Source organism: Cupriavidus sp. MPR-AND1C (genome assembly GCF_058809705.1).
The window spans coordinates 1-18,821 of the sequence record NZ_JBXASU010000068.1; the positions used below are offsets into that span (position 1 = coordinate 1).

The following is an 18,821-nucleotide window of genomic DNA, read 5'->3' on the forward strand; positions in this document are numbered from 1 at the left end:
TCGACAAGATCAATGACATCTGGCGGGCAGCGGGGGTTCGCTTTGAGGTCAAGCAATGGCTGAATGACACCATCGACTTGACGCAGGCAGGGGCGATGACCGTCAAGCCTGCCAAAAACGGGCAACCTGCAGTGAACGAGTTCCCCGCGGTGACCAATCTGAATCGCAAGGCGAGGCATCTGAACATGTATGTGGTGGAGTCCACAATCGGTAGTGGCATTGGCTGGGGGGTTTGCAATACCGCCCTGGTGGCCGCCGAGCAGATGCGTGGCGGCCAGCCTTCCAGTCAGGATCAGCTCATCCAGACTTTCGCCCACGAGATCGGGCATTTTCTCGGACTATGGCACCCCGCAACGCATAACCCCGAGGGGGACGATGTTCACGTGCAAATTCAAGGCAGGGATGAACGCCACAACCTGGAGGATTTCTGGTCTCGCCGGATGCTGATGTATGTCTATACCGGTTTGAACGGCATCGGTCCACTGGACGCCAATACCCGGCAACGAGGACGGCAACAGGATGTTGGCAATGGCTGGCATGTGGGCGGCAAGATGCTGTGCTGCAAGACGGTGCCGAAGGTCGTGTCTTCGCCAGAAGAATCTGAAATTGTCACGGCGCGCGGGATCGCACTACTTAACCAGTCTGAATCGTCAACGGAGAAGAAAGCGGCATGGTCACCACCGTCCGACAACGCTGGACAAGGCGTTTTTGCCTGAGTCTGCTGCTCACCTGCACCGTAGCGGTACCACGGGTGTGTGCTGCGCAAGATCAAGTCATACAGGAGCAAACGAATATGCCTGGCCTGGCACAAATGATCGACCACGAGCAGTGGGATGAAGCTTATGCCTATGTTCGTCAGCAACAGAATGCCATCGTGCCGGAAGTCCGCGCCATCGTGAGCGACCCAAGAACGAGCGGTACCGCGATGGAAATTGCCTACGGTTTTCTTCGGAAGGTTCCCACGCTTGAATCGGCGACGCTACTGGCGCAAGGCTTGGGAAAAGGGGGCGGTCGAACAAGCGTATTTGGCTTGATCGAGAACCCTCGTCCTGAGGTCTATCCCATTCTCAAAGCGAAGCTCCAACCTCCAAAGGAGGAGGAAAACAAGAACCTTCTGCTCACGATGGCGCAGATCCCCGTGCCAGCGGAGCAGCGCATCGCCGATCTGAAGCCCTATGTGACGGCCAAGTATTATCAGACGCGAATTGCGGCGGCTTTCGGTCTCGCGCTGCTGGACGACCCCGGCAGTATGGAACTGATGACGCGCGCGCTGGGTGCGGGTAACCGCGACGGGAAAATGGTCCCGCTCATGATCTTCTATCAGTTCCGCGCATGGCGCACGCCGAAATTTGTGCCGGTGCTGATTCCCGTGCTGAACGACCCGATGCCGATCAGGGATATCGGACTGCGCCGCTATAACGCGGATGGCAGCGAATCAGCCATGACACCCCAAGAACTGCGCTATCTACGCGCCCGCGACTACGCGCTGAACATCATTGTCAAGACGCTGAAAATCGACGTACCGTTCAACATCGAGGACGACGTGACCTATTCCAAGGAGCAACGCGAACTGGTCAAGCAGAAGCTGCGCGACTTGGGTTACACGGTGACCGATGAGCTCCATCCGGTCACGAACGGAGTGTAAGCAAGATGGCCGACATGGACCCGCAAGGCATCCCCTCGCCCGAGCCGGACAACAAACCAGCAGCCGGTAACGATTCACAGCCGACACCTCGCTGGATGCAGCCGCCGCGAACTTTTGCGCAGCGTATGGGCACCACCGTCCGACAACGCTGGGCAAGGCGTCTTTGCCTGAGCCTGCTGCTTGCCAGCACTATTGCATTGCCACAAACATGGGCCGCGCAAGATCTCGCCATGCCGGAGCAACTGAGTATGCCTGGCCTGGCACAAATGATCGACCACGAGCAGTGGGATGAAGCTTATGCCTATGTTCGTCGGCAACAGAACGCCATCATGCCGGAAGTCCGCGCCATTGTGAGCGACCCAAGGACGAGCAGTACCGCGATGGAAATTGCCTACGGTTTTCTGCGGAAGGTTCCCACGCTTGAATCGGCGACACTACTGGCGCAAGGCTTGGGAAAAGGGGGCGGTCGAACAAGCGTATTTGGCTTGATCGAGAACCCTCGTCCTGAGGTCAAACGAGCGCCCGCCCCCTCCCCCACAAGCGCTGAGGTTTGCCTGTGTGTAACGAGCGCCCGCCCGCTCCCACAAGTGGGAGCGGGCGGGACAGCCAACAAAGGCACAGGGAATCAACGTGCCAGCACGCCCCGGATCGTATCCGCCAGGTCCTTAGCCAGGAACTTCGACACGTAAGCATCAGCGCCCACCTTGCGCACGTGGTCTTCGCTGGCCGTCCCGGACAGCGAGGAGTGGATCACCACCGGAATCGACTTGAAGCGCGCGTCCGCCTTGATCTTGCGGGTTAGCGTGAAACCATCCATCTCGGGCATTTCCAGGTCGGTCAGCACCAGCGCGATCTCGTCCTGCACGGTGCGGCCGTTGGCGGCGGCGTGATCGGCGATCTCGCCCAGTTGCTGCCAGGCCTCCTGGCCGGTCTTGGTCATCAGCACCGGCACGCCCATGGCCTTGAGGCCTTGTTCGATCAGGCTGCGGGCAAAAGCGGAATCGTCGGCTGCCAGGATCTTGGTGCCGGGGCGCAGCGTCAGTTGCGGCCCGACCGTCTTGGGGTCCACTTCCGGCTGGCGGGTCGGCAGCACGTCGCGCAGGATCTGCTCCACGTCCAGCACCTGGACCAGGCGCGGGTTCGCGGGATCGGCCTCGTTATGGAGCTTGGCGATGCTGGTCACCATATCGCCCCGCACGCTGTTCTCGGCCGAGACTACCTGGTTCCACTCCAGGCGCACGATTTCTTCCACGGCTTCCACGGCAAAGCCTTGCGTGGAGCGCGCGTATTCGGTCACCAGCAGGATGTTCACGCCGGTGCGCGGCGTGCATCCCACCATCTTGGGCAGGTCGATCACCGGAATCACCTGGCCGCGGATATCGGCCATGCCGAGCATGGCCGGGCCGCCGCCGACCACGGTGGTGACCTGGGGCATTACCAGGATTTCGCGGACCTTGAAGACGTTGATGCCGAACAGTTCGCTCTGCGCGGACTGGTCCGACTCGCCCAGGCGGAACAACAGCAACTCAAACTGGTTGTTGTTGGTCAGGTTGGTCCGTTCGTCGATGTCTCTCATCGAGCTGCTCATACGCTTCCTTTGTCCCCGCAATGCGCGGGCTCGCTGCGCGGTGTTGATGGTTTCCCCGGGCCCGGCATCGCCGCGTGGCTCCAGCGGTGCTTGGCGCTGGAGCGGCGCGCTGCCATGACGGGCCACTGCTCCGGCTAACGGCCAATCTTTGGGGAAATTTAGCGGCGACGCAGCAATGGACCGACGAATTCTCGCCTCACCCCACTAAAGTGCGGAATCAGGCAGGCCGGCGGGGCGGCTGGCGTGCGCCACGGCGGACTCCCCGCCGCCATGCTCTTCCACGTGCCCGCCAAACCCGAAGCGCATGGCCGAGAGCAGCCGCTCGCCATAGGTGTGATCCTGGCGCGAGCGGAACCGTGCAAACAACGCGCTGGCCAGCACCGGCACCGGCACCGCCTGCTCGACAGCCGCGTCGATCGTCCAGCGCCCCTCCCCGCTGTCGGCGACTTCCCCGGAGAAGCGCGAGAGCTTGACGTCGCTGGCAAGCGCCTGCGCGGTGAGATCGAGCAGCCACGAGGACACCACGCTGCCGCGCCGCCACACCTCGGCGATATCCGCCAGGTCGAGCGCGAAGCGCTCGGCCTCGGGCAGGCTCTCGGCGGCCTTGGTCTTGAGGATGTCGAAGCCCTCGGCATAGGCCTGCATCAGTCCGTACTCGATGCCGTTGTGGACCATCTTCACGAAGTGGCCTGCGCCCGCCGGCCCGGCGTGGATGTAGCCGCGCTCGGCGCGGTCGTTCGCGGGGTTGCGCCCCGGCGTGCGCGGGATGTCGCCATAGCCCGGCGCCAGCGTATCGAACAGCGGATCGAGCCGGCCGACGACCTCGTGCTTGCCGCCGATCATCAGGCAATAGCCGCGCTCCAGGCCCCAGACCCCGCCCGAGGTGCCCACGTCCACATAGTGCAACTGGCGCGCCGCCAGTTCGCCCGCGCGCCGGATATCGTCCTTGTAGAAGGTGTTGCCGCCGTCGATGATGATGTCGCCCGGCTCGAGCAGGTCCGCCAGCGCGGCGATCATCTGCTCGGTGGTGTCGCCTGCCGGCAACATGACCCAGATCGCGCGCGGGGCGGCCAGCTTGCCAACCAGCGCCTCGATGCTGGTGACGCCGACGGCACCGTCCGCCGCCAGGGCCTGCACCTTGTCGGCGCTGCGGTTGTACACCACCACCTCATGCTGCGCGCGCAGCAGCCGCCTTGCGATGTTCGCGCCCATGCGCCCGAGCCCTATGATTCCGAGTTGCATATCCGGTCCTCCCACTGCGTCATTGGTGATGAAACTGGTGACCAAACTGGTAACGAAACGGTAGCGGAACTGGTGGCGAAACCTGCTGCCGCCACGCGGCATTGTCCACCTCCGCGAACGCCCTTGCACAGGCCTCGCCACCCCCGCGAACGTGCCACTTAGCGCACTTCAGTTCGATCTGGCACTGGTTCGGGCGCACTCGGGGGGCTAAATTCCGCAACCCCGATTTACACCAACTAAACAGCCGCTTAAAATTCCCCGGCCAGCAGCGGCGGACTTGCATACGACCGGGCGGCTCCGATTTCACCGGCCAGCTTCTGGGGACACAGGCCGGCTAACCGCCCCCTAGCCATGTCCCTGCTCATGTTGCCAGCCCACCGCCTGCGCCCCGCCGTATCGATCCACCGCCTCGAGTAGCGCCCGCATCACAACTTCACTACCCGTTTCGCTACCCGCTTCGCATTCGCCCCAAGACCGCACTTTCCCGCGCGCCCCGAGCATGGCGCGCCACGGTTCGTTGTCCGGGCTCTGCGCTTTCAGCGCCAAGACACTCGCCTTCGCATCGCCATGTCCGCAAACAGCACGACCCTCGCCGCCCCGGAATCCGGGGAACACCAGCAAGGCAGCATCAACCGGCGCATCGTCGCCATCGTTTCCTTCAACTTCATTGCCTACCTGACGGTCGGCCTGCCGCTGGCGGTGGTGCCCGGCTTTGTCCACGGCGATCTTGGCTATGGCACGGTCGTGGCCGGGCTGGCGGTCAGCATCCAGTACCTGGCCACGCTGCTGAGCCGCGCCTACGCCGGCAACCTGTGCGACCTGCAGGGTCCCAAGAAATCCGTCACGCTCGGGCTCACGCTGGTTGCCGCCAGCGGGTTGCTGGGCGTGGTGTCCAGCCTGTTCGTGTCGATCGGCTGGCTTAGCCTGGCGTGGCTGTTCGCCGGCCGGCTGATGCTGGGCGCGGGCGAGAGCCTGGTGACCACGGGCACCATTGCCTGGGGCATCGGCGACGTGGGCGCCCGCCATACCGGCAAGGTGATCTCGTGGAATGGCATGACCACCTACGGCGCGCTGGCGCTGGGCGCGCCGGTTGGCGTGCTGCTGGATGCGCGCTGGGGCTTTGCCTCGCTGGGTATCGTCACCACCGTCATGGCCCTGGCCGCGTTCATGCTGGCCCGGCGCAAGGCAGCGGTGCCCACGGTAAAGGGCGCGCGCATGCCGTTTCGCACCGTGTTCCGCCATATGACGCCGTTTGGCCTGTGCCTGGCGCTGGGCTCGGTGGGCTTTGGCGCCATCACGGCCTTTGTCACGCTGTACTACGCCAGCCACGGCTGGGACCATGCCGCGCTGGCGCTGACCAGCCTGGGCGTGAGCTTTGTGGTGGCGCGCCTGCTGCTGGCCGATAGCATCGGCCGCTTTGGCGGCTATCGGGTGGCGCTGTGCTCGTTTGCCGTGGAAGCCGCCGGCCTGGCCCTGATCTGGCTTGCGCCAACGCCCGCGCAGGCGCTGATCGGCGCCGCCGTCACCGGCTTTGGCTTTGCCCTGGTGTTCCCGTCGCTGGGCATGGAGGCGGTCAAGCTGGTGCCCCAGAGCAACCGCGGCTCGGCGCTTGGCGCCTATGCGCTGTTCCTGGACCTGGCGCTGGGACTGACCGGCCCGGTGGCGGGCGTGATCGCCAGCCATGCGGGCTATGGCTCGGTGTTCCTGTTCTCGGCCGTGGCGGCGCTCGGCGGGCTGGGCCTGAGCCAGGTGCTGGCGGCGCGGTCGCGGCGCGCTGCCGTGCCGGCGCCGACGCACTGACTATCGCAATGCGCCAATCTCGCGGCACGCCAGATGAGGCCGCGAGATATTCCGATGCGACGAATTGACTCGGGAATTTTCTGATCTATTTTCAGACTTGTCCGATTGATTTTCAGGCAATCTACATGCATTCAGCCTTCAATATCGATTAATCGCAGGCATCCGCCGTTTTGTGCTTGACCCATTCAACTTGCGCCGCTACAGTACGCGGGTTCTTAATTCCAGGGCTACCCAGTGAGCACTTGTTCCGACGACAGTAGTCGATCCAGGATCGGCACCTCCGCCTGACGGGCCACGGTATCCCTAGCGACCGTGCCCCGCTTGCGGCACGGTGCTCTCGAGGCCGGACGTCCTGTCCCGCCTCTCTTCTTGAATACGGCTTCATTCTTCTGATCGCGCCTGCGTTGCGGCACGCCGCTGCCTGCGCCTGCCTGCGATTTGCACAAGGCTCACCGGTGCCTCCTGCTCAACACGGGAGTTCTCATGGTGTGGCACGAATTTGCCCTGCGCTTGCTCGAAGCGCTAGCGCTGGGCGCTTGCATCGGTACCGAACGGCAGCTGCGCCAGCGCATGGCGGGGCTGCGCACAAACGCGCTGGTCGCCGCCGGCGCGGCCTTGTTTGTTTCGGTTTCCGCTTTTACGTTTGATCCGCAGGGGCATGCGCGCATCGCCGCGCAGGTCGTCTCGGGCATCGGCTTTCTTGGTGCCGGCGTGATCATGCGCGACGGCCTGAACGTGCGCGGCCTGAATACCGCTGCCACGCTGTGGTGCTCCGCCGCCGTCGGCGTGCTCGCCGGCCTTGGCCATGCGCTGGAAGCCGCCATCGGCACCGCCTGCATCCTGTGCGCCAACTTTGGCCTGCGCATGCTGGGCCAGCGCATCAATCGCAACGGCACGGCCACCGCGCCGGAGGTGGAGATGGTTTATCGCATCACCACGGTATGCACGGCCCAGGAAGAAATCCGTGTGCGCGGCTTGCTGCTGCATGCGCTGACCGAAATGCCCGCCCTGCTGCTGCAGTCCCTGCACAGCGAGGACACCGCCGCTGGCGGACACATAGAAGTGCGCGCCGACGTGCTGGCCGCGCCCGGCAATGAAGGCAAGCTGGAGCAGATCGTCAGCCGCATCAGCATGGAAAAGAGCGTTTCCCTCGTGCGCTGGGCCATTCCGGCCGGCGCACTCGAATAACCCCAAGGAGAAGGAAAGGAGCTGGATATGCGTTTGTTCAACTGGATGCTCCCCCAGGCCCCCAACCGCCGCGTCGCCCAGGCGGGCCGCGGCACAGCCGCCCAGCTGTTCCAGGTGGTGCTGCTCTGCAAGGACGACTATGGCGCCCGGCTGGAGCAGCAGATCCGCCAGGAGCTGGCCGCGCGCGAACTCTCGCTGCAGCGCCTGCGCACCCGGCAGTGCGAGCGCCGCGAGCTGGTCGAGATGCGTGTGCTGGTGCATTGCCAGCCGGGCGGCAGGCCCGGCATGGTCAAGCTGGTGCAGCGCCTTGGCCTGGAGCCGCTGGTTCGCGCCGTGCGCTGGGAAACCGTGCCGCAGCCCGAGCGCGCGTTGGCCGCGGCCTGAGCGCAAGGCCGGCTCGCCAAGATCCACCCTGATTGCCTGAGAAAAGACATGGACCCAGACCCTTCCAGTAGGCAGCACCGAAGGCACGGCGCGTTCCAGCTGGCCTGATTCCGCGTTCGGCGTCCTGGCCGCGTGCGCGCCAGATCCGCCTTGCGCGCCGCCCCCCTTAGCAAAGCGGGCGCTTTCGCCCATCACCGGTTACCTGCGTGGATTGCCTCCCCGCAGCGCCGGGGATGCGTCACGCCTGTCGAATCCTGTCGTCCTTGAATCTCGAGCCTGTGATTCCACCGACGACGCACCGGCAACAAGCGGTGCCCCTGTCCTGGCTGCCGCCACGGCAAGTGCACCGACCGAGGAGAAAAAACCATGCAAACGCCCACCACCCGCCAACGCTTGCCGCTGCGCCGGCAGCCAGGCCTTGCGCTCGCCGCCGTCTGCGCGGCATGTATTGCGCTGGCCGGCTGCGATGGCGCCAGCTTGTCCGGCGCCATCGCCAACACGCCCAAGCACAATACCGAGCCGGTCCGCGAAGGCAACTTCATCACGGTGCCCGAGGCCTCGCCATTGCGCGCCCGGTTGCAGGTGCAGACCGTCGTCGAGCAAGCGTTGGAACGCCCCATCGAGGTACCGGGCACGATCGAGCCCGATGCCGCCAGGCTGGTCAAGATCGTGCCGCCAATGCCCGGGCGCATCGTCCGCCTGCACGCTGCCCTGGGCGACACCGTGCGCAAGGGAGACCCGCTTTTCACGCTGGATTCCGCCGAGCTGAGCGCGGCTCAGGGTGAGGCCAGCAAGGCGCGCGCGGCGCTCCTTGAAGCCAAGCTGAACCTGGACCGCCAACGCACCCTGTTCGAAGCGGAAATCGCGGCGCGCAAGGATTATGAACAGGCCCAGCTGGCCTACGCGCAAGCCAACAGCGACGCCGTGACCACGGCCGCCCAGCTCGCGCAGCTTGGCGCCGGCACCGCCCCGCAATCGCACCGCCAGTACACCATGCACGCGCCGCTGGCCGGCCGGGTGATCGAGCTCGAAGGCGCGCAGGGCGGCTTCTGGAACGACAACGGCGCGCCAGTCATGACGGTGGCCGATCTGTCCACGGTCTACCTCGCGGCCAGCGTGTCGGAGAAAGACATCGCCTCGATCTTCGTCGGCCAGCCCGCCGAGATCCTGCTCAACGCCTACCCCGGCAAGCCCGTGACCGGCAAGGTCCGCTACATCGGCGAGATCCTCGACCCCGACACCCGCACCGTGAAGGTCCGCGTGGCCATCGACAACGCGGACGGACGCTATCGCCCCGGCCTCTTCGCCAAGGTGACCTTCGCGGGCGAAAAGCACGCGGCGCTGCTGGTGCCGCCCAGCGCGCTGCTGCAAAGCGGGCTCTACACGCGCGTGCTGGTGGAGAAGGCTCCGCTGCGCTTCGAGCCGCGCGTGGTCACCACGGGCGCGCATGCCGACGGGCAAGTCGAGATCCTGGCCGGGCTCAAGGCCGGCGAACGCATCGTCGTGAAGAACGGAGTGCTGCTACATGATTGACCGCCTCGTCACCCTATGCTTCAACCGGCGCGCCATCGTCTGGCTGGTCTTTGCGCTGGTGGCGCTGTACGGCGCCTACAGCTGGAAGCAGCTGCCCGTGGAAGCCTATCCGGACATTGCCGACGTTACGTCGCAGATCGTGACGCAGGTGCCAGGCCTCGGCGCGGAGGAAATCGAGCAGCAGATCACCATCCCGCTGGAGCGCGCGCTGCTGGCCACCCCCGGCATGCATGTGCTGCGCACCCGCAGCCTGTTTGCGCTGTCGCTGATCACCGTGGTGTTCGAGGATGGCACCGACGGCTACTGGGCACGGCAGCGCCTGCAGGAACGCCTGAACGAGGTTGACCTGCCCTACGGCGCCAAGCCGGGGCTGGACCCGTACACCTCGCCTACCGGGGAGTTCTACCGCTACACGCTGGAGTCCGGCACGCGCGACCTGCGCGAGCTATCCGAGCTGCAGACCTGGACCGTGATCCCGCGCCTGAAGAAGGTGCGCGGCGTGGTCGACGTGACCAATTTCGGCGGGCTCACCACGCAGTTCATGCTGGAACTCGACCCGGCGCGGCTGACGCAGTACAACCTGACGCTGACCCAGGTCACCGAGGCGCTCAACGCCAACAACGTCAATGCGGGCGGCAGCGTCATCGACCGCGGCGAACAATCGTACGTGGTGCGTGGCGTGGGCCTGCTGCGCTCGCTCGACGACATGGGCAACGTGGTGGTCACGAGCAAGGACGGCACCCCCGTGCTGGTCAAGGACCTCGGCACGCTGCGCTACGGCAACGTGGAGCGGCGCGGCGTCCTGGGCAAGGACGACAACCCCGACACGATCTCCGGCATCACGCTGCTGCTCAAGGATTTCAACGCATCGCAAGCGCTTGAGGGCGTGCACGAGGCGGTGCGGGACCTGAACGACAACCTGCTGCCCAAGGACGTGAAGGTGGTCGCCTACCTCGACCGCACCGCGCTGATCGAAGCCACCATGCGCACGGTGGGCTTCACGCTGACCGAAGGCATGCTGCTGGTGGGCATCGTGCTGCTGCTGTTCCTGGGCAGCCCGCGCGCGGCGCTGATCGTGGCGCTGACGATTCCGCTCTCGCTGCTGATCGCCTTTATCTTCATGTACCACCTGCGCATCCCGGCCAACCTGCTGAGCCTGGGCGCGATCGACTTCGGCATCCTGGTGGATGGCGCGGTGGTGCTGGTGGAAAACATCCTGCGCCGGCGCGAGCAGGACAAGGACCGCGCGCTCACCCCGCGCGACGCCATCGAGGCCACCTTGCAGGTGGCACGGCCGATGTTCTTCGGCATGCTGGTGATCGTTGCGGCCTACCTGCCCTTGTTCTCCTTCGAGCGCATCGAGTACAAGCTGTTCTCGCCGATGGCGTTCGCCGTTGGCGCGGCGTTGATCGGCGCCTTGATCGTTGCGCTGGCGCTGGTGCCGGGGCTGGCCTGGATTGCCATGCGCAAGCCGCGCCGCGTGTTCCACAATCCTGTGCTGGACTGGCTGGGCGTGCGTTACCGCGCCGCGCTGGAGCGCGGCATTGGCCGCATCCGCTGGGTGGCCGCCAGCTGCGCGCTGGCGCTCGCCTGCGTGCTGGCGCTGGGTGCCACCATCGGGCGCGACTTCCTGCCGTACCTGGATGAAGGCTCGCTGTGGCTGCAGGTGCAGATGCCGCCCGGCATCACCCTGGAGCGCGCCTCCGACATGGCCAGCGAGCTGCGCCGGGTAACCCGCGAGTTCCCGGAAGTCTCCTACGTGGTGACGCAGACCGGCCGCAACGATGACGGCACCGACTACTGGACGCCCTCGCATATCGAGGCCAGCGTTGGCCTGCATCCGTACAAGACGTGGGCCTCGGGCATGACCAAGCAGCAGCTGATCGACAAGCTGGCGGCGCGCTACGCGCAGATGCCAGGCTACTCGGTGGGCTTCATGCAGCCGATGATCGATGGCGTGCAGGACAAGCTTTCCGGCGCCCATAGCGACCTGGTGGTCAAGGTGTTCGGCGAGAACCTGGGCGATGTGCGCCGCATTGCCGGCGAAGTGGCCGCCGCGCTGCGCGGCGTGCCTGGCGCCGCGGATGTGGCGATCGACGTGGAGCCTCCGCTGCCCAACCTGAAGATCGACCTGGACCGCGCCGCCGCCGCGCGCTATGGCATCAACGCGGCCGACGTGGCCGAGCTGATCTCCACCGGCATCGGTGGATCGCCGGTTGGCCAGCTCTATGTGGGTGAGAAGAGCTACGACATGACGGTGCGCTTCCCGCCGGCCATGCGTGCCAGCGCATCTGGCGTGGGCGACCTGATGCTGAGCGCGGCCAACGGCGCCAAGGTGCCGCTGGCGCAGGTCGCACGCATCAGCACCGTGTCCGGCGAAAGCGTGATCGTGCGCGAGATGGCGCGCCGCCACATCATCGTGCGCCTGAACGTGCGTGAGCGCGACCTGTCCGGCTTCCTCAAGCAGGCCCAGCCCGCCATCGAGCGCGCCGTGTCCTACGACCACAAGCGCATCCAGATCGAATGGGGCGGCCAGTTCGAGAACCTGGAACGTGCGCAGGCGCGCCTCGCCGTCATCCTGCCGATGACGCTGGCGCTGATGTTCGTGCTGCTCTTTGCCGAGTTCCGCAACCTGCGCCAGCCGGCGCTGGTGCTGCTGGCGGTGCCCCTGGCCACCATCGGCGGCCTGGCTGCGCTGCATCTGCGCGGCATGACGCTGAACGTATCCAGCGCGGTGGGCTTTATCGCCCTGTTTGGCGTCGCCGTGCTCAACGGCGTGCTGATGATCTCGCAGATCAACCGGCTGCGCGCGCAGAACGGCTTGAGCCTGCGCGAAGCGGTGATCGAAGGCGCGGCAAGCCGCATGCGTCCGGTGCTGATGACCGCCACCGTGGCCGCCATCGGGCTCACGCCGGCGATGCTGGCGCGAGGTCTCGGCAGCGATGTGCAGCGGCCATTGGCCACCGTGGTGGTATGCGGGCTCTTTACCGCCACCTTGCTGACCCTGCTGTTGCTGCCCGCCCTTTACTACCTGGTCGAAGCCCGCGCCGAGCGCGCGGCGCAAGCGGCCCGGGAATCGGAAACCGATGCCGAAGGCAATGCCCCGGCGACCAGCGCCGCCGGCCAGGCCTGAGGAAAATCCCATGCGAATCAAAGACAAGAACTTGCCAGCGGCAGCCGCCCTGCGCCACCTCTTCCTGGCAACGTCGCTGCTGGCGGCATCCGCATCCTGGGCGCAGGATGCGCCCGCCACCACCACCGCCACGGCCACGGCCACGGCCCGCGCGCCGGTCCGTTTTTCCTCCTTTCTCGACACGGTGGAGCGGCAGAACATCGGCCTGTCCGCGCAGCAGGAAACCATCCGCGGCGCCCAGGCCGAGATCTCGATCGCCGGCGTGCGCCCGGACCCGGTGCTCAAGTACGGCCGTGGCAGCATCGAGACCAGCCGCGCGGTGTCGCCCAAGCCGCCGCGCACGCATGAGTTCGAAATCGAGATCCCCATCGAGCTGGGCGGCAAGCGCGGTGCGCGCATCCGCGCCGCCGAGAGCAACCTGCGCCTGACCGAGGCCAACCTGCAGGGCTTCAAGCGCACGCTGTACCAGGAATCGGCCACAGCCTTTGTCGAAGCCTGCCGCAGCCGCGAGGCCCTGGCCCGGCAGGAATCGACGCTGTCTGCTCTGTCCAATGTGGTGCGCGCCAACGAGATCCGCCGCAAGGCCGGCGACATCGGCGGCCTGGAGCTGTCGCAGTCGCGGGTCGAACGCGACCGCTTCACCGCCGAGGTGAGATCGGCGCGCGCCGCCGCGCAGGCCGCCATGCAACAGCTGTCCGTCCAGCTTGGCGTGCGCGTGGCCGAGGCCTTCGGCAACGCGCCGCTGGCTTGCGAGTTCCAGCCGTACGATCCTGGCACCGACAGCGGCGCGCTGATCGCCCAGGCGATGGAAGCGCGCGACGAGGTCCGGATCGCCCGCGCCACGCTGGACAATGCCCGCGACAAGTCGGGACTGGCGCGCGCCAACCGCTGGGTGGATCCCAGCGTGAGCTTTGCGATGACCATGACCCCCGGCGTGCGCGGCACCACGGACGACGAGGGCCAGCCCAACGGCGATGCCACGGCGCGCTCGCGCATGCTGGGCGTGTCGGTATCGATTCCCCTGCCCTTGTCGCGGCTGCAGCGCGGCGAGCTGATCCAGGCGGAGTCGGAAGTCACGCAGGCCATGCTGGCCCTGCGCGAGGCCGAGCTGAAAACCGAGGTCGACGTGCGCAACGCGCTCACCGCGTTCCAGGCTGCGCAGGACAACCTGCAACGCTACCGCGACGCGGTGATCGCCGATGCCGACCGGGTGCTGGACGGCATGCGCCAGTCGTACCGCCAGGGTGCTGCCTCCCTGCTGGAACTGCTGGACGCGCAACGCACTGCGGACGAGACCTACCTCAACTACCTCCAGGCCCAGGCGGACCTGGCGGGCGCCACGGTGGAACTGCAACTTTCCACCGGCTTGCGGCCCGTGCTTTAAAGGCCCGGTGCGCCCCGGCCACGGCCTGGGCGCGCCGAACGATTCGATTACGTCGAGTCAAAAGACAAAGGAAACTTGCCATGAAAGCCGTCAACCTTGCGCCGCCCGCCCAGCGGTGGCGCCTGTATCGCCTGAGCGTGATCGCGCGGCTGGACGATGTGCCCGACGTACGCGTGGCCATGCGCTGCGCCACCAGCGACTGCGGCCAGTACCCGGCCAACGAGCGGCAGATGCCGCTCGGCCTGCCGCCAATCAAGTGCATGCTGAGCTACGAGATCCGGATGCCGCAAATGCGGGCTGGGCAGTTGCTGGTCGCGCTGGAACGCGCCCTGGTGTCGGTGCCCATCATCCTGCTGCGCCTGGAGGTCTTGGGCAACCATGCCGAAGCGGCACACGCCGGACGCCTGGAACGAGTGTCTTCGCCCTCGGGCGGCACCCGCTCCCGGCCCGCCGCGGCCGCGCCGGCCGCGGTGGGGTGAAACCACCCGGCGCCGCCGTTCAGCCCCCCACACCCGTTTGGTCAAGTCAACCCGGGCGCGGGCAGCTCCGTTACGGGATTGCCGGGATCAGACCTTGACGTCGATGCTCTGGCCAAGGTGAGGGGGATTGCTGGCCGGGACGCTGACTTGCGGCATCGAGCCCAGCAGGGTTGCCACACTCTGAGCCTGCAGGTCCAGCGACTTGCGCAGCATCATGGTGGGCACCGGATCGCCGCCCGAGTTGCTAGCCGCACTGACGAGGGAAATATCCATTGGATGGTCTTCCAGGTTGAGATCGAGGTTGAGATCGAGGTTGAGGTTGAAGTTACGTTCGAAGCTACGGTTAAAGCTACGATTGGCATTGAAGCCAGCGGGAAGGCGCACCTCCCAGCATCCATGTTGTCGGCCATCAACCGGGAATCTTTAGCGCGGCGGCCGCGATAGCGGGCCGCCCGCTTGGCATCCGGAACGTTTATCATAAGCAACCCGGCCGCTTTGGCCGGGAAAGGCAAGACAGCCAGCACCGTCAGCGTGGCGGCTGAATCCGGCGAAACCAGTCACCAGAATGAACATCATGGGTCGGGCGCAAGACATTGCGGCAAGCGTCGCTATTTCGTGTTTGGCTTTTGGCATCTCGACGGATTGCCTGGCGCTGGATTCGGCCGAACTCTATGAGCGCGAATCACCCAGCATCTGGGTGGTATCCGTCTTCGACGCGCAAGGCACGCGGTTCGGCCTGGGCAGCTCGGTGGTGATCGGGCCGGAGGAGCTGGTCACCAACTGCCACGTGCTCAAGAGCGGCAAGTCCATCAGCATCCGGCGCGAGAAGGTCACGTATGGCGCCAGCCTGGTGCACGCCGATGTCGAGCGCGACCTCTGCATCCTGCGCGCCAAGGGCCTCACCGCACCGGCGGCAAAGATCGCGCCGCTGGCCGCGCTCAAGGTGGGGCAGAAGGTCTACGCCATCGGCGCGCCGCGCGGCTACGAGCTGACGCTGAGCGATGGCCTGCTCTCCTCGCTGAACAAGGACGAGCGCGACCGCATCGTCCGCTTGCAGACCACCGCCCCGATCTCCCCGGGCTCCAGCGGTGGCGGCCTGTTCAACACGGACGGGCAACTCGTCGGCATTACCTACCTGATGCGGACCGACGCGCAGAACATCAACTTTGCCATTCCCGCGCAATGGATCAGCGAGGTGCCGGCGCGGTCCGCGCTGGCGCTGCAGAAGTTCCGTAGCGAGACGGCATCCGCCGCTCCGCCTGCCATGGCGCTCCCGCCTGGCCCGCCGGGCCAGGGCGCCACGGCCTACGCCCCGGCCCGGCCCGCATCCGGCCCGCAGGGCAGGCAACTGACCGGGGCCGAGCTGACCAGCCATTTCATGCATCTTGGCAGGATCAATGCCATCGCGCCATCCGGCGTTACGCTCTGGATGCAGGTCCGGGAAAGCGGCAGCCTGGATGTGACCAATTCCGTCAGCCGCGGCTATTCGTCCGGGCGCTACCGCATCGAGCCGGAAACCAGCCAGGTCTGCCTGGAGATGGCCAACCCGAATTTCAGCGCGATGCAGACGTGCTATCGGCTGACCGAGGCCGACGGACGCTATATCATGCGATCCGCCACCAGTCCCTATTACTTTTCATACACGAAGTAGCGAGCGGGCGCCGGCCGCAGCGGCTAGCCTCGCCATTTTTCTCTGGGCACAAGACATGGGAAACCGATATCGAAATAGCGCCCCCGTCGCGCTGGCCTTGGCGTCGATGCTGCTGGGCGGCTGCGCGCCGACCACCGTCGGCGTGACCAGCCGCGCCAGCGACTACACCGGCAAGCCCACCCGCATGTATGTGCTGGGCACGACCGGCATGGGGTGGAACAGCGACTTCTCCGCAGCGTTCGCGGCCAAGTTCCGCGAGGTGACCCGGCAGTGCGGCGTGGAATCGGCGTACGACGAGATCTCGGGGCTGGAGCTGGACTCGACCGCGCTGACCGGCAGGATGCGTACGTTCGGCGCCGATACGGTGCTGACCATCGCCAATGGCGGGGGCGTGGTCAATGCGTCCGGCGGCCGCCTGTCGATCGACTATGGCACGACGCTGACGGATGTCAGGCAGAACCGTGCGGTGTGGAAAGGCAAATACACGTTCAGCCGCGGCGGCACCATCATCCCGATCGAGGAACGCGCTGCAGTCCTGGCGATCGACATCACCAACAGCCTGAAGAAGGACCGCTTCCTCACCGGCTGCGCGCAGATCGCGCTGGGCCAGAATGGCCGGCTCGACCCGGCTGCCGTGCCGCATGTCGCCGCCGGTGGCGGCAATGGCGCGGCCGGCAGCACGAATACGATCACCTCAGCCCGCCCGGCGCGCCCCGTCTCCGCGCCCGCGGGCCCCACTACCGCGGCAACCCTGCGGGACCTCCAAGACCTGCTGCCACCGAAGTGACAGGCGCGGGCCGCAACGGGATCAAACGCCCAGCCCGGCCTCGTCCAGATCCGCGAACAGGATCGTGCCGGTTTCCGATTCGGTGACAAACACCTTGCGCGGCTGCCCTGGCTCAACGGCGGGCTGAAACACCAGGTTGGTGGTGGTTGCGCCCGCCGGGCTGGCGAGGATCGCCTCGGGCTCGCCACGCTTGCTCAGCACCCACACGCAGCCCAGGCTGGCATGCGCCACAAACAGCCGGTCACGGCTGTCGATGGCCATGCCGTCGGGCCCGCTGGTGCCGTAGAACGTAAAGAACTGCCCCACCTTCGACACACTGCCGTCGGCCTGCAACGGCACGCGCCACACGCAATTGCCGCGCGTGGCCGCCACGAACAGCACCTTCTCGTCGCAGGACAGCGCCAGGCCGTTGGGGCTGGGCACATTGCCCAGCAGCAGGTCCAGCTGCCCACCGGGCCGCAGGCGGTAGACGCGGCCCGTGGGATCGTGCAGGCCGGTCTGGCCCTGATCGGTGAAATACAAGTCGCCACGACGAGAGATCACCAGGTCGTTCACGCCCTTGAACTGCTCCGCGTTGCGCCGTCCCAGCAAGGTGGTCACCTCGCCCGTGTCCACGTTGACGCGCAACAGGCCGTTGCGATAGTCCGCCACCACTAGTTCGCGCGCATTCAGGAACTTCATGCCATTGGGCTCGCCCTTGTACTCGGCGACCAGCGACCACTCCCCGGCCGGCGAGATGCGCAGGATGCGCCCGAACGGGATGTCCGTCACGTACAGGTTGCCCGCGGGGTCGAATACCGGCCCCTCCAGGAAGCTGTCGATGCAGGCCCCGCCCTTGTTGGCATCGGCCCATTCGGAGCGCACGCCGGTCTTGCGCAAATGCGCGGGCATGGCCGAGAAGACCTGGAGGGATATCTCGCGGGGCACCGTTCTGAAGTACATGTTCGTTCCTTGTTGTCCTGGCGCTGCGCAACGGCGGCGCTTGCCCATTTACTCGGCCTTCACATCGGCGGATTTTGCCACCTGGCTCCACAGCGCGGTGTCGTCCTTGATGCGCCTGGCGAAGTCTGCCGGCGCAATGCCGCCCGGCTGGGCACCCATGCTGGCCAGGCGCTCCTTCACCTCCGGGCTGTTCACGCTCTTTTGCACCTCCGCCTGCAACTTGGCGACCAGCGCAGGGGGCGTGCCTTTGGGCGCCGCCAGGCCAAACCAGTTGATGACCTTGTAGTCCTTGAGGCCAGCTTCGGCAAAAGTCGGCACGTCCGGCAGCGCCGGCACGCGCGCCGCGCCCGTGACCGCCAGCGCGCGGGCCTTGCCGCCCTTGATCTGCGGCACCGCGGTCGGCGTGGCGGTGATCAGGATATCCACGTTGTTGCCGATCAGCCCCATCAGCGCATCGCCCGCGCCCTTGTATGGGATATGCGTGATCGATATCCTGGCGTCCTTCTTGAAGACCTCGGCGGACAAGTGCGTGGAGCTGCCGGCGCCGCCCGAGCCGAAGTTCAGCTTGCCCGGGTTTTGCCTGGCGAAGTCGATCAGTTCCTGCAGCGTCTTGAACTTCGAGCTCGCGGGCACGATCAGGATCACCGGCGTCTGCGCAATCGTGGTCACCGGCACCAGGTCGTTGTTGTAGTCCCAGGGCAGCGCCTTGAACAGCGACGGCAGCATGGTGTACGTGGTGTCGTTGGCCAGCAGCGTGTAGCCATCGGGCGCGGAACGTGCCACCTGCAGCGTGCCGATGGTGCCGCTGGCGCCGGGCTTGTTCTCCACGAAGAACGACTTGCCGGTGCTTTCGGTCAGCTTCTGCGCCACCTGACGGGCCACGAAATCGGTGGTGCCACCGGCGGTGTATGGCACGACGATGCGCACCGGCTTGTCGGGCCAGGTGCCGCCGTGGGCATAGGTGGTGGCCACACTGAGGGTTGCCAGGGCAAGGCTGGCGCAAAGGCGGTGGTACATGGCTGTCTCCATTGATGCCTGACTGATGTCCGGTGTTCGCTATGCGTG

Annotated in this window: 17 protein-coding genes; 12 read left to right on the forward strand and 5 right to left on the reverse strand. The window is 66.1% G+C overall.

Annotation, left to right across the window (positions count from 1 at the left end):
• The 3 genes from AC1RWI_RS27785 to AC1RWI_RS27795 form a co-directional block, all read left to right on the forward strand.
• Positions 1 to 716 (forward strand): zinc-dependent metalloprotease family protein (locus AC1RWI_RS27785; protein WP_492869914.1); only part of this gene is annotated, 716 nt, incomplete at its 5' end.
• Positions 671 to 1,645, forward strand: a complete 975-nt coding sequence (locus tag AC1RWI_RS27790; RefSeq protein WP_492869915.1) for a hypothetical protein — start codon at positions 671 to 673, stop codon at positions 1,643 to 1,645. The genes AC1RWI_RS27785 and AC1RWI_RS27790, both read left to right, overlap by 46 nt.
• 5 nt (positions 1,646 to 1,650) lie before the next feature.
• Positions 1,651 to 2,334, forward strand: coding sequence for a hypothetical protein (locus tag AC1RWI_RS27795; protein WP_492869916.1), 684 nt, complete (start codon positions 1,651 to 1,653; stop codon positions 2,332 to 2,334).
• Here AC1RWI_RS27795 and AC1RWI_RS27800 read toward each other — a convergent pair.
• Positions 2,271 to 3,233: a chemotaxis protein gene (locus AC1RWI_RS27800; RefSeq protein ID WP_043354540.1), complete on the reverse strand. Its 963-nt coding sequence runs from the start codon at positions 3,231 to 3,233 to the stop codon at positions 2,271 to 2,273. The genes AC1RWI_RS27795 and AC1RWI_RS27800 overlap by 64 nt on opposite strands.
• Before the next feature lie 204 nt (positions 3,234 to 3,437).
• Positions 3,438 to 4,475 (reverse strand): phosphogluconate dehydrogenase (NAD(+)-dependent, decarboxylating), encoded by a 1,038-nt coding sequence (gnd, locus tag AC1RWI_RS27805; protein WP_492869917.1) that lies wholly within the window; start codon positions 4,473 to 4,475, stop codon positions 3,438 to 3,440.
• Positions 4,476 to 5,042: 567 nt separating this feature from the next.
• Here gnd and AC1RWI_RS27810 point away from each other — a divergent pair.
• From AC1RWI_RS27810 to AC1RWI_RS27840, 7 genes are all read left to right on the forward strand, one after another.
• The gene (locus AC1RWI_RS27810) at positions 5,043 to 6,275 is read left to right on the forward strand and encodes an MFS transporter (protein ID WP_043354536.1); all 1,233 of its coding nucleotides are present in this window, start codon (positions 5,043 to 5,045) and stop codon (positions 6,273 to 6,275) included.
• 486 nt (positions 6,276 to 6,761) lie between these two features.
• Positions 6,762 to 7,463 (forward strand): MgtC/SapB family protein, encoded by a 702-nt coding sequence (locus AC1RWI_RS27815; protein WP_201777403.1) that lies wholly within the window; start codon positions 6,762 to 6,764, stop codon positions 7,461 to 7,463.
• Positions 7,464 to 7,490: 27 nt separating this feature from the next.
• The gene (locus tag AC1RWI_RS27820) at positions 7,491 to 7,847 is read left to right on the forward strand and encodes a hypothetical protein (protein WP_492869918.1); all 357 of its coding nucleotides are present in this window, start codon (positions 7,491 to 7,493) and stop codon (positions 7,845 to 7,847) included.
• 366 nt (positions 7,848 to 8,213) lie between these two features.
• A complete protein-coding gene (locus AC1RWI_RS27825) occupies positions 8,214 to 9,380 on the forward strand; it encodes an efflux RND transporter periplasmic adaptor subunit (protein WP_052494997.1) in 1,167 nt (388 codons plus the stop codon).
• Complete coding sequence (locus AC1RWI_RS27830) at positions 9,373 to 12,513, forward strand: efflux RND transporter permease subunit (protein ID WP_492869919.1); 3,141 nt, start codon at positions 9,373 to 9,375, stop codon at positions 12,511 to 12,513. Before AC1RWI_RS27825 ends, AC1RWI_RS27830 begins: the two co-directional genes overlap by 8 nt.
• 10 nt (positions 12,514 to 12,523) lie before the next feature.
• On the forward strand, positions 12,524 to 13,897 hold the full coding sequence (locus AC1RWI_RS27835) for a TolC family protein (RefSeq protein WP_043354529.1): 1,374 nt from the start codon (positions 12,524 to 12,526) through the stop codon (positions 13,895 to 13,897).
• 80 nt (positions 13,898 to 13,977) lie between these two features.
• On the forward strand, positions 13,978 to 14,376 hold the full coding sequence (locus AC1RWI_RS27840) for a hypothetical protein (protein ID WP_043354527.1): 399 nt from the start codon (positions 13,978 to 13,980) through the stop codon (positions 14,374 to 14,376).
• An 87-nt stretch (positions 14,377 to 14,463) separates the two neighbouring features.
• Here AC1RWI_RS27840 and AC1RWI_RS27845 read toward each other — a convergent pair whose 3' ends face one another.
• Positions 14,464 to 14,760, reverse strand: a complete 297-nt coding sequence (locus AC1RWI_RS27845) for a YjfB family protein (RefSeq protein WP_492869920.1) — start codon at positions 14,758 to 14,760, stop codon at positions 14,464 to 14,466.
• A gap of 235 nt (positions 14,761 to 14,995) precedes the next feature.
• Here AC1RWI_RS27845 and AC1RWI_RS27850 point away from each other — a divergent pair, with 235 nt between their 5' ends.
• Together AC1RWI_RS27850 and AC1RWI_RS27855 are read left to right on the forward strand one after the other, a co-directional pair.
• Positions 14,996 to 16,027 carry a S1C family serine protease gene (locus AC1RWI_RS27850; protein ID WP_158408320.1) on the forward strand — a complete coding sequence of 344 codons (1,032 nt, stop codon included), beginning with the start codon at positions 14,996 to 14,998 and terminating at the stop codon, positions 16,025 to 16,027.
• Positions 16,028 to 16,082: 55 nt separating this feature from the next.
• Positions 16,083 to 16,814 (forward strand): hypothetical protein, encoded by a 732-nt coding sequence (locus AC1RWI_RS27855; protein WP_492869921.1) that lies wholly within the window; start codon positions 16,083 to 16,085, stop codon positions 16,812 to 16,814.
• A 21-nt stretch (positions 16,815 to 16,835) separates the two neighbouring features.
• Here AC1RWI_RS27855 and AC1RWI_RS27860 read toward each other — a convergent pair whose 3' ends face one another.
• Positions 16,836 to 17,756, reverse strand: coding sequence for an SMP-30/gluconolactonase/LRE family protein (locus AC1RWI_RS27860; protein ID WP_043354520.1), 921 nt, complete (start codon positions 17,754 to 17,756; stop codon positions 16,836 to 16,838).
• A gap of 48 nt (positions 17,757 to 17,804) precedes the next feature.
• The gene (locus tag AC1RWI_RS27865) at positions 17,805 to 18,773 is read right to left on the reverse strand and encodes a Bug family tripartite tricarboxylate transporter substrate binding protein (RefSeq protein ID WP_492869922.1); all 969 of its coding nucleotides are present in this window, start codon (positions 18,771 to 18,773) and stop codon (positions 17,805 to 17,807) included.
• Positions 18,774 to 18,821 lie beyond the last annotated feature (48 nt).

Bases quoted from the DNA above. Each gene is read 5' to 3' on its own strand.
- AC1RWI_RS27790 (WP_492869915.1), top strand. From the start codon at position 671: ATGGTCACCACCGTCCGACAACGCTGGACAAGGCGTTTTTGCCTGAGT.
- AC1RWI_RS27795 (WP_492869916.1), top strand. From the start codon at position 1,651: ATGGCCGACATGGACCCGCAAGGCATCCCCTCGCCCGAGCCGGACAAC.
- AC1RWI_RS27800 (WP_043354540.1), bottom strand. From the start codon at position 3,233: ATGAGCAGCTCGATGAGAGACATCGACGAACGGACCAACCTGACCAAC.
- gnd (WP_492869917.1), bottom strand. From the start codon at position 4,475: ATGCAACTCGGAATCATAGGGCTCGGGCGCATGGGCGCGAACATCGCA.
- AC1RWI_RS27810 (WP_043354536.1), top strand. From the start codon at position 5,043: ATGTCCGCAAACAGCACGACCCTCGCCGCCCCGGAATCCGGGGAACAC.
- AC1RWI_RS27820 (WP_492869918.1), top strand. From the start codon at position 7,491: ATGCGTTTGTTCAACTGGATGCTCCCCCAGGCCCCCAACCGCCGCGTC.
- AC1RWI_RS27825 (WP_052494997.1), top strand. From the start codon at position 8,214: ATGCAAACGCCCACCACCCGCCAACGCTTGCCGCTGCGCCGGCAGCCA.
- AC1RWI_RS27830 (WP_492869919.1), top strand. From the start codon at position 9,373: ATGATTGACCGCCTCGTCACCCTATGCTTCAACCGGCGCGCCATCGTC.
- AC1RWI_RS27835 (WP_043354529.1), top strand. From the start codon at position 12,524: ATGCGAATCAAAGACAAGAACTTGCCAGCGGCAGCCGCCCTGCGCCAC.
- AC1RWI_RS27840 (WP_043354527.1), top strand. From the start codon at position 13,978: ATGAAAGCCGTCAACCTTGCGCCGCCCGCCCAGCGGTGGCGCCTGTAT.
- AC1RWI_RS27855 (WP_492869921.1), top strand. From the start codon at position 16,083: ATGGGAAACCGATATCGAAATAGCGCCCCCGTCGCGCTGGCCTTGGCG.
- AC1RWI_RS27860 (WP_043354520.1), bottom strand. From the start codon at position 17,756: ATGTACTTCAGAACGGTGCCCCGCGAGATATCCCTCCAGGTCTTCTCG.
- AC1RWI_RS27865 (WP_492869922.1), bottom strand. From the start codon at position 18,773: ATGTACCACCGCCTTTGCGCCAGCCTTGCCCTGGCAACCCTCAGTGTG.